11 protein-coding genes and 2 rRNA genes (1 of these 13 running past the window's edge) are annotated in these 13,383 nt (G+C 53.8%); 12 read left to right on the top strand and 1 reads right to left on the bottom strand.

Features of this window, described 5'->3' with window-relative positions; translation table 11 throughout:
• From GZH47_RS18685 to pssA, 9 genes are all read left to right on the top strand, one after another.
• Positions 1–1,472: ribosomal RNA gene (locus GZH47_RS18685) — 23S ribosomal RNA — on the top strand (it extends 1,455 nt beyond the left edge of the window).
• A 110-nt stretch (positions 1,473–1,582) separates the two neighbouring features.
• Positions 1,583–1,699, top strand: a 5S ribosomal RNA gene (gene rrf, locus GZH47_RS18690).
• Positions 1,700–2,123: 424 nt separating this feature from the next.
• On the top strand, positions 2,124–2,585 hold the full coding sequence (locus GZH47_RS18695) for a CtsR family transcriptional regulator (protein ID WP_162642494.1): 462 nt from the start codon (positions 2,124–2,126) through the stop codon (positions 2,583–2,585).
• Positions 2,586–2,620: 35 nt separating this feature from the next.
• Complete coding sequence (locus tag GZH47_RS18700; RefSeq protein WP_162642495.1) at positions 2,621–3,160, top strand: protein-arginine kinase activator protein McsA; 540 nt, start codon at positions 2,621–2,623, stop codon at positions 3,158–3,160.
• A 56-nt stretch (positions 3,161–3,216) separates the two neighbouring features.
• Positions 3,217–4,254, top strand: a complete 1,038-nt coding sequence (locus tag GZH47_RS18705) for a protein-arginine kinase McsB (protein WP_404823813.1) — start codon at positions 3,217–3,219, stop codon at positions 4,252–4,254.
• Between the two features lie 2 nt (positions 4,255–4,256).
• Entirely contained in the window at positions 4,257–6,716 is a 2,460-nt protein-coding gene (locus GZH47_RS18710) for an ATP-dependent Clp protease ATP-binding subunit (protein WP_162642497.1), read from the top strand.
• A gap of 204 nt (positions 6,717–6,920) precedes the next feature.
• Complete coding sequence (gene radA, locus GZH47_RS18715) at positions 6,921–8,288, top strand: DNA repair protein RadA (RefSeq protein ID WP_162642498.1); 1,368 nt, start codon at positions 6,921–6,923, stop codon at positions 8,286–8,288.
• A gap of 13 nt (positions 8,289–8,301) precedes the next feature.
• Positions 8,302–9,378: a DNA integrity scanning diadenylate cyclase DisA gene (gene disA, locus GZH47_RS18720; protein ID WP_162645323.1), complete on the top strand. Its 1,077-nt coding sequence runs from the start codon at positions 8,302–8,304 to the stop codon at positions 9,376–9,378.
• Positions 9,379–9,536: 158 nt separating this feature from the next.
• Positions 9,537–10,289, top strand: coding sequence for a CDP-diacylglycerol--serine O-phosphatidyltransferase (gene pssA / locus GZH47_RS18725; protein ID WP_162642499.1), 753 nt, complete (start codon positions 9,537–9,539; stop codon positions 10,287–10,289).
• An 85-nt stretch (positions 10,290–10,374) separates the two neighbouring features.
• Here the strand turns inward: pssA and GZH47_RS18730 are convergent, their stop codons facing one another.
• Positions 10,375–10,770 (bottom strand): nucleoside triphosphate pyrophosphohydrolase family protein, encoded by a 396-nt coding sequence (locus GZH47_RS18730; RefSeq protein ID WP_162642500.1) that lies wholly within the window; start codon positions 10,768–10,770, stop codon positions 10,375–10,377.
• A 188-nt stretch (positions 10,771–10,958) separates the two neighbouring features.
• Here GZH47_RS18730 and GZH47_RS18735 point away from each other — a divergent pair, with 188 nt between their 5' ends.
• The 3 genes from GZH47_RS18735 (at position 10,959) to ispF (ending at position 13,347) form a co-directional block, all read left to right on the top strand.
• A complete protein-coding gene (locus GZH47_RS18735; protein ID WP_162642501.1) occupies positions 10,959–12,059 on the top strand; it encodes a PIN/TRAM domain-containing protein in 1,101 nt (366 codons plus the stop codon).
• An 83-nt stretch (positions 12,060–12,142) separates the two neighbouring features.
• Entirely contained in the window at positions 12,143–12,865 is a 723-nt protein-coding gene (ispD, locus tag GZH47_RS18740; protein WP_162642502.1) for a 2-C-methyl-D-erythritol 4-phosphate cytidylyltransferase, read from the top strand.
• Positions 12,862–13,347 carry a 2-C-methyl-D-erythritol 2,4-cyclodiphosphate synthase gene (ispF, locus tag GZH47_RS18745; protein WP_162642503.1) on the top strand — a complete coding sequence of 162 codons (486 nt, stop codon included), beginning with the start codon at positions 12,862–12,864 and terminating at the stop codon, positions 13,345–13,347. The genes ispD and ispF overlap by 4 nt, the downstream gene beginning before the upstream one ends.
• Positions 13,348–13,383 lie beyond the last annotated feature (36 nt).

The following is a 13,383-nucleotide window of genomic DNA, read 5'->3' on the forward strand; positions in this document are numbered from 1 at the left end:
AGCCGTTACGAGCAATGGGGTGACGCAGAAGGATAGTGACGCGGACTGATGGATGTCCGTCCAAGCAGTGAGGCTGATGTGTAGGCAAATCCGCACATCGTTAAGGCTGGGCTGTGATGGGGAGCGAAAATTGCAGTAGCGAAGGTCATGAGTTCAGGCTGCCAAGAAAAGCCTCTAGCCAGGGGAAGGTGCCCGTACCGCAAACCGACACAGGTAGTCGAGCAGAGTATGCTAAGGCGCTCGGAAGAACTCTCGTTAAGGAACTCGGCAAAATGACCCCGTAACTTCGGGAGAAGGGGTGCCTCGGTAGGGTGAATAGCCCGAGGGGGCCGCAGTGAAAAGGCCCAAGCGACTGTTTAGCAAAAACACAGGTCTGTGCGAAGCCGTAAGGCGAAGTATACGGGCTGACGCCTGCCCGGTGCTGGAAGGTTAAGGGGAGTGGTTAGCCGCAAGGCGAAGCTATGAACCGAAGCCCCAGTAAACGGCGGCCGTAACTATAACGGTCCTAAGGTAGCGAAATTCCTTGTCAGGTAAATTCTGACCCGCACGAATGGCGTAACGACTTGGGCGCTGTCTCAACGAGAGATCCGGTGAAATTTTAATACCTGTGAAGATGCAGGTTACCCGCGACAAGACGGAAAGACCCCATGGAGCTTTACTGCAGCTTGATATTGGACTTTGGTACGATCTGTACAGGATAGGTGGGAGCCTTGGAAATCGGAGCGCCAGCTTCGATGGAGGCATCGTTGGGATACCACCCTGATCGTATCGGAGTTCTAACCTGGTACCGTGATCCGGTACAGGGACCGTGTCAGGTGGGCAGTTTGACTGGGGCGGTCGCCTCCTAAAATGTAACGGAGGCGCCCAAAGGTTCCCTCAGAATGGTTGGAAATCATTCGTAGCGTGCAAAGGCATAAGGGAGCTTGACTGCGAGACCTACAAGTCGAGCAGGGACGAAAGTCGGGCTTAGTGATCCGGTGGTACCGCATGGAAGGGCCATCGCTCAACGGATAAAAGCTACCCTGGGGATAACAGGCTTATCTCCCCCAAGAGTCCACATCGACGGGGAGGTTTGGCACCTCGATGTCGGCTCATCGCATCCTGGGGCTGAAGTAGGTCCCAAGGGTTGGGCTGTTCGCCCATTAAAGCGGTACGCGAGCTGGGTTCAGAACGTCGTGAGACAGTTCGGTCCCTATCTGTCGTGGGCGTAGGAAATTTGAGAGGAGCTGTCCTTAGTACGAGAGGACCGGGATGGACGCACCGCTGGTGTACCAGTTGTTCCGCCAGGAGCATCGCTGGGTAGCCAAGTGCGGACGGGATAAGCGCTGAAAGCATCTAAGCGTGAAGCCCCCCTCAAGATGAGATTTCCCAGTATGTAAGACCCCTTGAAGACGACGAGGTTGATAGGTTCGAGGTGGAAGCGCAGCAATGCGTGGAGCTGACGAATACTAATCGGTCGAGGGCTTATCCAAGAACATCTCGTTTCAGCTAATGCAAGAAACCTTCGCAAAGGTTCGTATCCAGTTTTCAGGGTGTAAGTGCTCTGAGTAAGCATAGCGCATTCCGACCAGGAAGACGCCCGTTTGGTGGCGATGGCGGAGGGGAACCACGCGTACCCATCCCGAACACGACCGTTAAGCCCTCCAGCGCCGATGGTACTTGGACCGCAGGGTCCTGGGAGAGTAGGACGTTGCCAAGCACGATGAACCGACTGCATAGATGCAGTCGGTTTTTTGTTGTTTATAAATCTTTTTCGCACGGTTAATCATATAGTGATATACACAAGATGAACGGAATGTTGTGGATAAGCCTCATACTGCGTATAAATAGGCAAGAACCGCCCAAGCTAGTAAGGTAAGGGGTTCATCAACAATCGTTGCGGCAAGCCGCTTGACCTTTTTGGGAAATTGCGTATAATGGAGTCAAGGTCAAAGAAAGTCAAAGTCAATTTAACTAAAAACTTTGACGATTTCGATTTCTTGAAATCCTAGCCGCTATTAAGTTGCTATTTCTAAGGCTAATGCGGATTTCTCGAAAGTGAAACGTATCGCGCCTTTAAGTCAGAGCGAGCCGTTTCATCTTGACCGCAAGAGTGGTTTGGGCAATTTAGGGAGGTTGGCGAAATGCGCAACATTTCCGATCTCATCGAGCAGTACCTCAAGCATATGCTAAAGGAAAGCCCCGGCGGTGCAGTGGAGCTGCAGCGAAATGATTTGGCGGACCGCTTTTCCTGCGTGCCCTCCCAAATCAATTACGTCATCAGTACCCGCTTTACACTGGAGAAAGGCTATTTCGTGGAGAGCAAACGCGGCGGCGGCGGATATATCCGTATTCAACGCGTTGAACTGCCAACGTTGTCCGCTCTTCAGGAACACCTTGTCCAGACGATCGGTGAGCAAGTGGATCAGGATACGGCGGAAGGGGTTATTTATCAGCTGGAGGAAGAGAAGCTCATTTCCCGGAGAGAAGCGAATTTGCTTCGGGCGGCGGTTTCCCGCGATTCCTTGGCTGTGAAGCTCCCGCTGCGCGACGAAATTCGTGCTCGGCTGCTTCGGGCAATGCTCGTTACACTGCTCATGAAGTAGGCTGCGCAGCCTTGCAAGAGGAGGGATAGTGCGGAATGCTTTGTCAGGAATGCGAGAAGAAGCCGGCGACGCTTCATTTTACGAAAATCGTGAACGGGGAGAAGACGGAGTTTCATATATGCGAAGCTTGCGCACGCGAACGGGGAGAAGGTATTCCCGGAACGGCGAACGGATTTTCCATTCACAGTCTATTGTCGGGTTTGCTCGATTTTGAGCAGGCAAGCGCGATGAACGGCATCGGCGCAAAGCCGCAGCAGCAGCTGAGGTGCGACAATTGCGGACTGACGTATACGCAATTCAGTAAAATGGGTCGATTCGGCTGCAGCAACTGCTACGTCCAGTTCGGCAACAAGCTGGATCCTATTCTCAAGAGAGTGCACGGCAATACGACGCATGTCGGTAAAATTCCGAAGCGTGCCGGCGAACAGATTCAAGTGAAGCGTGAAGTCGAAGTGCTTCGGCAGGATTTGCAGGCGCGAATCGAGCAAGAGGATTTCGAGAACGCAGCCCAGATCAGGGATCGAATTCGCGAACTTGAACGCAATATAGCCGACGCTCAGGAAAGGCATGGTTAGGAAGGTGGTTCATTGTGTCGAAGCGGTCTTATGTTGAAGAAGCGCTGAGCGACTGGATGAAAGGCATCGGTCCTGAAGCCGACGTAGTCATCAGCAGCCGGATTCGCATCGCCCGCAATTTGACGGGACATCCGTTTCCGATGCTGGCAACGAACCAGCAGGCGAATGACGTGATGGAACAGCTAACCGCGGTCGCTGACTCCGGGAAGCTGCATGATTACGGTCCATTCGAGACGGTTCAATTGTCGCAGCTGAACGAGCTTGAACGAAGGGTGCTCGTAGAGAAGCATTTGATCAGCCCGAATTTGGCCAACGAGTCGCGCAGCGGAGCCGTGATGCTCAGCGAGAACGAAGCGGTCAGCATAATGGTGAATGAAGAGGATCATTTGCGGATCCAATGCCTGTATCCAGGCTTCCAAATCAAGGAGGCATGGGGGCTTGCAAGCCGCATTGACGATATTTTTGAGGAAGAAACCGATTATGCGTTCGATGAACGCAGAGGTTACTTAACCAGTTGTCCGACTAATGTCGGCACGGGTATCCGCTCATCGGTAATGATGCATCTGCCGGGGCTGGTGCTTACCCAGCAAATTAACCGAATTTTGTCGGCCATCACGCAAGTCGGTCTGGCGGTTCGGGGCATTTACGGGGAAGGCAGCGAAGCGACCGGCAACCTGTTTCAAATTTCGAATCAGATTACGCTCGGGCAATCCGAAGGGGAAATCATCGAGAATCTGCACAATGTTGCCCGCCAGATCATCGAGCATGAAAGGGCCGCCAGGAACCGGCTGCTGGAAGATTCCAGAATCCGGCTTGAAGATCGCATACAGCGTTCTTACGGCATCCTGTCCCATGCCATGATCATGGATTCCAAGGAAGCGGCGCAGCGGTTGTCCGATGTTCGATTGGGGATTGATCTTGGCTTGATTCGCGATGTGACGCCGCAGGTCATGAATGAGATGATGGTATTAACGCAGCCTGGTTTCCTTCAACAGGTGTTCAATGAGAAAATGTCGCCTGAACTGCGGGATATCCGGCGTGCGGAACTTATTCGCAATCAATTGCACAGTGAATCTGATCATGGGGGTGTGTGAACATGATGTTTGGAAGATTTACCGAACGGGCACAGAAGGTGCTCGCATTGGCGCAGGAAGAAGCCGTTCGTCTCGGTCACAATAATATTGGTACGGAGCATATTTTACTCGGTTTGAACCGAGAAGGGGAAGGAATTGCGGCGAAAGCTTTGATCGGTCTCGGACTCAGCCTTGAGAAAATTCAAGACGAAGTCGAATCGCTCATCGGCCGCGGTCAGGAACAGCCTACTAACATCGCGTACACGCCGCGTGCGAAGAAGGTCATCGAACTTTCGATGGACGAAGCGCGCAAGCTGGGCCATACGTATGTCGGCACGGAGCATATCTTGCTCGGTCTGATTCGCGAAGGCGAAGGCGTTGCGGCACGCGTACTCAATAATCTTGGCATCAGCCTGAACAAAGCCCGTCAGCAAGTACTGCAGCTGCTTGGCAGCAGCGAAGCGGTATCGAGCAGCCACGGAGCGCCGGCTAATGTCAGCACTCCGACGCTCGATGGACTCGCACGCGACCTGACGGCGTATGCCAAAGACGGCAATCTGGATCCGGTTATCGGTCGGAGCAAAGAAATCGAGCGCGTGATTCAAGTGCTCAGCCGCAGAACGAAAAACAATCCGGTTCTGATCGGGGAACCAGGGGTCGGTAAAACGGCCATTGCCGAAGGTCTTGCCCAGAAGATCATTGCCGGCGAAATTCCGGAAACGCTTCGCGATAAACGCGTCATGACGCTCGATATGGGCTCTGTAGTAGCCGGAACGAAATATCGCGGCGAGTTCGAAGATCGCCTCAAAAAAATTATGGACGAAATTCGCCAAGCCGGAAACATCGTCTTGTTCATCGATGAGCTGCATACGCTGATCGGGGCAGGCGGAGCGGAAGGAGCGATCGATGCATCGAACATCTTGAAGCCGGCGCTTGCCCGCGGAGAGCTGCAGTGTATCGGTGCTACGACGCTGGACGAATATCGCAAATATATCGAAAAGGATGCCGCTTTGGAACGCCGTTTCCAGCCGATTACGGTCGACCAGCCGTCGCCGGAAGAAGCGATTCAAATCCTGCATGGCCTTCGTGATCGCTATGAAGCGCATCACCGGGTGAAAATTACGGACGAAGCGATCGAGCAAGCCGTAAAACTGTCGGACCGTTATATTACGGACCGCTTCCTCCCGGACAAAGCAATCGACCTTATCGACGAGGCGAGCTCCAAAGTACGCTTGAAATCGTACACGGTACCGCCTAATCTCAAACAGCTGGAGAACCGTCTGGAGGATATCCGCAAGGAGAAAGACTCCGCCGTTCAAAGCCAGGAGTTCGAGAAAGCAGCGGCGCTCCGCGATACGGAACAGAAAATTCGCGAAGAGCTCGACGTAACGAAGAATCAATGGAAAGAAAAACAAGGCCGCACGGATTCCGAGGTAACGCCTGAAGATATCGCGCAGGTCGTGGCAAGCTGGACCGGCATTCCGGTTTCCAAGCTGGCCGAGGAAGAAACGCAGCGCCTGCTCAAAATGGAGGATATCCTCCATGACCGCGTCATCGGTCAAAGCGAAGCGGTCAAAGCGGTATCCCGCGCGATTCGCAGAGCGCGCGCAGGCTTGAAGGATCCGAAGCGTCCGATGGGCTCGTTCATCTTCCTCGGTCCGACCGGGGTCGGTAAAACCGAGCTGGCACGCGCGCTCGCTGAAGCGATGTTCGGCGACGAGAACGCGGTCATCCGCATCGATATGTCCGAATACATGGAGAAGCATTCCACATCAAGACTCGTAGGAGCGCCTCCAGGTTATGTCGGCTACGAAGAAGGCGGCCAGCTGACGGAGAAAGTTCGCCGTAAACCGTACTCGGTCGTGCTGCTCGATGAAATCGAGAAAGCACATCCAGAAGTCTTCAACATTTTGCTGCAAGTGCTGGAAGACGGACGCTTGACGGACTCCAAAGGCCGCGTCGTCGATTTCCGGAACACGCTGATCATCATGACGTCGAACGTCGGTGCCGACCAAATCAAACGCAATTCCTCGCTCGGCTTCACCGCCGCGCAAGACTCGGGACGCGACTTTAACATCATGAAGGATAAAGTGCTGGCCGAGCTGAAGAAGAGCTTCCGTCCGGAGTTCCTGAACCGGATCGACGAGACGATTGTATTCCATTCGCTGGATCAAGAGCATATCGCTCAAATCGTCACGCTGATGTCCGATGAGCTTCGCAAACGGCTGCGCGAGCAAGAAGTGGACTTTACGCTTACGGATTCGGCGAAGGCCTTCCTGGCGAAAGAAGGCTTCGATCCGCAATACGGCGCGCGTCCGCTGCGCAGAGCGATTCAGAAGCATATCGAGGACCGTCTCTCCGAGGATCTGCTGATGGGCAAAATCTCTAAGGGCCATACGCTTATCATCGATGAGCAAGATGGCGGTTTGACTGTTACGCATGTCGACAGCACGCCTGCTGCCGAAGAACCGGCAACTAAATAAACGATGTACGCATACCCTTCATCATGCTGCGTGAAAGCAGCTGATGAGGGGTATCTTTATGATTACAGACTTGAATCGATTGTCGTGCTGCAACGTAAATAAGATTGCTGGCGGCCGAGTAATCTTTGAAGGAAATTAAGGTTTAATCGCAACGTTAGAAATGGTAAACTTTGAATGATACGTCTTTTGCATAAGGAGCCGCTCATGGCAAAACTTAAAACTAAATTCGCATGCACGGAATGCGGCAACGAATCACCCAAGTGGATGGGGAAATGCCCGGGTTGCGGGCAGTGGAATACAATGGTGGAAGAGAAGGAAACGGTCGTCAAGACGCAAGGTATGGGATCGTCGATCATTCAGACGAAAGAAAAGCCGCGACCGATCATACATATAGAAAGTGGTCAAGAAAAGCGGATTGAAACGACCAACAAAGAGCTTAACCGCGTGCTTGGCGGAGGCGTCGTACCGGGCTCGCTCATTCTAGTCGGCGGGGACCCGGGAATCGGCAAGTCGACGCTGCTTCTACAAACTTCGCATGCGCTGGCCGCCAAGAAACTGACCGTGCTTTATATTTCCGGAGAGGAGTCCGTTCGCCAGACACGGCTGCGTGCCGACCGCCTCGGCGCGTTGTCGGAGACGTTGTACGTTTTGTGCGAAACGAACATGGATCAGATTAACGACGCAATCGAATCGGTCAACCCCGACTTTCTCGTTATCGACTCCATTCAGACGGTATACGATCCTTCCGTGCAATCCGCTCCGGGAAGCGTCTCTCAAGTCAGGGAATGCACCGCGCATTTCATGCGAGTCGCCAAGATCAAAGGCATTGCCACCGTGCTTGTCGGCCATGTAACGAAAGAAGGGGCAATCGCGGGACCGCGGATGCTGGAGCATATGGTGGATTGCGTGCTCTATTTCGAGGGCGAGCGCCATCATACCTACCGGCTGCTGCGGGCAGTCAAGAACCGGTTCGGCTCGACGAACGAGATCGGCATTTTCGAAATGGTGGAGGACGGCCTGCGGGAAGTGAACAACCCGTCGGAGCTGTTCTTGTCCGAGCGGCCCATGGGCGTCTCGGGTTCGACAGTCGTCGCCAGCATGGAAGGCACGCGTCCCGTGCTTGTCGAAATGCAGGCGCTTGTCGCGACCACGAATTTCCCATCGCCGCGGCGGATGGCGACGGGCATCGATCATAACCGGATGACGCTTATCGTAGCGGTGCTGGAGAAACGAATGGGCATGTTCCTGCAGACACAGGATGCATACTTGAACGTGGCGGGCGGCATCAGGCTCGACGAGCCGGCAGTAGACTTGGCCGCCGCAGTGAGTATTGCATCGAGCTTTAAGGATGCGCCGACGAGACCGTTCGACGTGTTCTTCGGCGAGATTGGCTTAACGGGCGAAGTGCGGGCGGTTTCACGCGCGGAGCAGCGGGTGAAGGAAGCACATAAGCTCGGTTTCAAACGCGTAATCATGCCAAAGAAAAGCTTGAAGGGCTGGACCCCGCCTGCGGGGATAGAAATCATTGGCGTCGAGACGGTAGCAGAAGCGCTGTCCGCGGCATTCGGATAAAGGGGGGAAGATGATGAAAGAGACGAACCAGGCAGAAATGGTCAATCAACTGCTCCAGATGGTCGCGCCCGGCATGGCATTCCGCGAAGGGCTCGATAACGTGCTGCGAGCAAAGACAGGGGCGCTCATCGTTGTCGGCTACAGCCCGGAAGTCATGGAGGTCGTCGATGGCGGTTTTTCCATCAATTGCGATTTCTCCCCGAACTATTTATACGAGCTCGCCAAAATGGACGGCGCCATTATTCTTAGCGAGGACCGCAAACGGATTTTGTACGCCAATACGCAGCTGATACCGGACAGCTCCATTTCGTCGATCGAGACGGGAATCCGGCATCGGACGGCGGAACGCGTGGCCAAGCAGACGGGCAAACTGGTCGTTTCCATCTCGCAGCGGCGAAATATTATTACGTTGTATCAAGGGCAATTCCGGTATGCCTTGAAGGAAATGGGCGTTATCCTTACGAAAGCCAACCAGGCCATTCAGACGCTTGAGAAGTATAAAGTGGTGCTTGGGCAATCGTTTACAAACCTGTCTGCGCTGGAGTTCGAGGAAATGGTTACGCTGCAGGAAGTAGCGCATGTTATCAAGCGGGTGGAGATGGTCATCCGCGTCAAAATGGAAATTAAACGCTATGTCAATGAGCTTGGCACGGAAGGCCGGCTCATCAGCATGCAGATGGAAGAACTGGTGGGCGGCGTGGAAGAGGAAGCGTGGTTCCTGCTGAAGGATTACGCGAAAGATCCTACCGAAGAGCGCGTCCGGGACATCCGTTCGAACATTCGCAAGCTGTCGTCCGAAGAGCTGCTTGATCTGCCGCAAATTATCAAACTGATGGGCTACAGCGGGGTTAGCGCAGCTTCCGAAGAGATGGTGGCACCGCGCGGTTACCGCCTGCTCAGCCGCATTCCCCGCCTGCCTGCCGGCATTATTAATAATCTCGTTGAACGGTTCGGCACGCTGCCGCATGTACTGATGGCGACGATCGAGGAATTGGACTCGGTGGACGGTATCGGCGAGGTTCGCGCCCGTACGATCAAGGAAGGCTTGAAGCGGATCCAAGAGCAGATGTTCATTGACAGACAAATTTAAATCCCATACAATGAGGAAATGCAGACTGAAGCTGGGCACAACTTACAATTCACACCTTTGTCGCACAAGAAGCTTCAAATCGAAGTTTCGTTCTCAAGTTTGCCCACCAATACTGCGAACCGCGGTTTTGGGGCATAGTAAAGATGAGGTGGAGCACAATGATCACGAAGTCGATACCGAGTCTTTTTACGGTGGCGAATTTGTTTCTAGGCATAATCGCCGTTATTCTTGTCTTTCCCGATAACGCCAAGCCCGAGCTGGCAGCGATGATGGTTATCATTGCCATGCTGATGGACGGCGTAGACGGTCGGGTAGCGCGGGCACTTAACGCGCAGAGCGAGTTTGGCAAAGAATTAGATTCCCTGTCGGATGTCATCTCCTTCGGAGTTGCGCCGGCGTTCATCATGTACAGCGTTGCCTTTCAAGAATTGAATCCTGCTCCGGCATGGATCATTACGGCGCTGTTTCCGATTTGCGGAGCGCTCCGGCTGGCGAGATTCAATGTTGTCTCCGGAATGCCGGGCTATTTCATCGGTCTTCCGATTCCCGCAGCGGGCGGCGTACTAGCTACGCTGGCCTTGTTCCACAAAGACATTGCGGTTTCCGTGTTAATGGCAACCACGCTTGTTCTCTCGTTCCTGATGGTCAGCACGGTGCGTTACCCGAACTTCAAGAAGCTTGGCATTCCGAAGAACGCGATATGGGTCGTACCTATTATTGTCGTCATCTCGGTGGCCTTCGGGATTTTATTCCCGCATCAGTTATCCAAAATCATTTTCGTGCCGCTCGTGCTTTATGCGCTGTACGGCTTAAAAAAAAACGTTGATCGGCGCATCCCGAATAAAAAACGGAAACGCCGGTTGGAACAACAGCTTCAAGAAGAGGCAGCACACAGCGAGCACAGCGCTTAACCTGCGCAACATCACAAAGACCGCTTAACGACTCCCGAAGGAGCGCGTTAAGCGGTCTTTGTTGTTTCGATCTTACAAGAAACGCTTAAGTTAAATTAAACAGTCCTAGCGTGCTGCATTTGTCGGATTCGCGTTGAATGACGTCATCAAGCTTAATGTCGAGCAAATTAGCCATGGCAGACATGTAGAAGAGATTACGGCCCAACTCGTTCTGGATGGCTTCCTTGCAATGTTCGCAAAGTTCGCCGGTGATGTGGTGATGCAGCTTGGTCTTGGCTTTCTCGAGATTGAAGTCGTCCTCGTATTGCTGCTTACGGGCGTTCAATTCGATGCAGCCGCATTCAGTGACGGACTTGGCCACGGCACGGTTGACGGAAGCGCCGGATTGACCGTATTTGGACAGGACATCCAGTAAGCTGCGATGACGCAGCAGCAATTCGGATACTTGCTGCTGGAACTGCTCCAACGTTGGTGCGTTCATCGGTTCCACCTCATTTCAGGAATGGATTGCTTTGCTTATATTATAAGCCTCCTCGCCGATCATTTCAAAACGGATTTGTACGATTTGTCCCCCTTTCGGCGCAAGTTAATAATTTCTAATGCATTCCAGGCCCCCATGCGATTAACGTGACAATAATTGGAACATAATTGTAGTGGAGGTGGATTTATATGATGAAACGAATGATTCAAGGTATCGGTTTATTGTTTGGCGGCGTTATTGGGGCACAACTATTCGGCTCCGTAAACAGCGGCTTGAGTTTCGTGGCTTCGTCTTCGACGAACGGCATTATGCAGCATTCCGGCAGCTATTACATGAGCTTGGGTATCGGTGCGGTGTGCGGGTTTGCGCTCGCGACGGCGCTTGCAGGACCTTTGGAGAAGTGGATGCAGCAAGGAGCGGAAAGGGCTTCAGCTGTGCCGACGGGAGAATTGCTTTCTGGCGGAGCAGGCTTGCTCGGCGGTTTGGCGGTTTCGGCTTTGCTATATCCGGCGCTGTCGGGACTGAACGGCGCATGGATGCTTATTCCGATTGCGCTGACGGTGTTCCTCGGTTACGCGGGCATGCGGGTGGGCTTGAGCAAACGTATCGAAATCGGAGAGCGCATTACCGCTTTTACAGAACGGACCGCGAAGCCTGCACGGCAGGATGAGGAAAGCACCTACGAAGAACATAAGATTTTGGATACAAGCGTCATCATTGACGGCCGCATTGCGGATATTTGCAAGACCGGCTTTATTGAAGGCACGCTCGTCATTCCGGAGTTCGTTCTGGAGGAACTGCAGCATATCGCGGACTCGTCGGATCTGCTCAAGCGTAACCGCGGCCGCAGAGGGCTGGATATTCTGAATAAGATTCAGAAAGAGCTCGATGTCAAAGTGCTGATCTATGAAGGCGATATGGAAGATGGGGAAGTAGACAGCAAGCTGGTGAAGCTGGCCAAGGTGCTGCACGGGAAGGTCGTTACGAATGATTTTAACCTGAATAAAGTGTGCGAGCTCCAAGGCGTGTCCGTACTGAACATCAATGATCTGGCGAATGCTGTTAAGCCCGTCGTGCTGCCTGGTGAGGAAATCGTCGTGCAGGTTATCAAGGACGGCAAGGAGCATGGCCAAGGGGTGGCTTACTTGGACGACGGCACGATGATAGTCGTCGAGGGCGGGCGGGACTATATCGGTACGACGATGGAAGTGCTCGTGACCAGCGTGCTGCAAACGTCCGCGGGACGAATGATCTTCGCCAAACCGAAGCTGTTGGAAAAAGCACAGTAACGCGGTATGATAGTAGACGGATGATTTTCCCTGTACCTTGAGGCGCACGGAAAGTCGAAGTTTACGGCGGGGCGGTTGAAGGCATGGTAGTAACGGATGCAAAATGGGGCGTCGTCATCGTGGCGGCAGGCCGCGGAACGCGGATGGGAACGGCAGAGAGCAAGCAGTACTTGCTGCTGAGGGACAAGCCGATTCTCGTACATACCCTGGAAACGTTTGAATCCATGGACGAGATCTCAAACATCTGCCTGGTCGTCGGACAGCAGGATGTCGAGCGCTGCAGAGCGTTCGTCTCGGAGTATGGTCTTCATAAAGTAAGAGCAGTCACGGCAGGCGGCAGCGAGAGGCAGCATTCCGTACAGCTTGGGCTTAGTGCCTTGAGCGGCGATATCGACTGGGTGATGGTGCATGACGGTGTAAGGCCGTTCGTGACGCATCAGGCGGTGAGGGCCTGCATGGCGAAAGCAATGGAGACAGGCGCCGCGGTACTGGCCGTACCGGTCAAGGATACGATTAAGCAGGTGAACGATAAAGGCGTCATTACCGCGACGCCTGAACGGCGAAGCTTGTGGGCGATTCAAACGCCGCAGGCTTTTCGCCGTTCTTTGCTGGAACAAGGGCTGGCGCAGGCGGCGGCGGACCGTTTCGTCGGAACGGACGATGCGATGGCGGTTGAAAGGCTTGGCGTATCGGTATCGGTCGCCGAAGGAGATTACACGAATATTAAAATAACGACGCCGGACGATTTGCCATGGGCGGAGTTTCTGCTGGCAAGCCGGGAGCGGGAGAGAGGTTCGGACTTATGATTCGAGTGGGACAAGGATTTGACGTGCATCAACTGGTAGAGGGGCGTCCGTGTATCATCGGAGGCGTTACGATTCCGTACGAGAAGGGACTGCTTGGCCACTCCGACGCGGACGTGCTGCTGCATGCGATCAGCGATGCAGTGCTGGGGGCGCTTGGCCTCGGGGATATCGGCAAGCATTTTCCGGATACGGATCCGGCGTTCAAGGATGCGGACAGTCTGAAGCTGCTGCAGCATATATGGGGACTCATCAAGGAACGGGGCTATAAGCTAGGCAATGTCGATGCAACGATTATTGCGCAGCGCCCGAAGATGGCGCCATACATTCCGCAAATGGTTGAAGTGATCGCAGGCGCGCTTGAAGCGGAAGAGAGCTCGCAAGTGAACGTGAAAGCAACGACGACGGAACAGCTCGGCTTCGCCGGACGCGGGGAAGGAATTGCTGCGCAAGCGGTTGTCTGCCTCGTAAAAGTTATGCTATGATTCACCAATATAAACGATGACGGAAGGAGTCGACTG

Origin of the sequence: Paenibacillus rhizovicinus (assembly GCF_010365285.1) — a bacterium.
GTDB lineage: Bacteria > Bacillota > Bacilli > Paenibacillales > Paenibacillaceae > Paenibacillus_Z > Paenibacillus_Z rhizovicinus.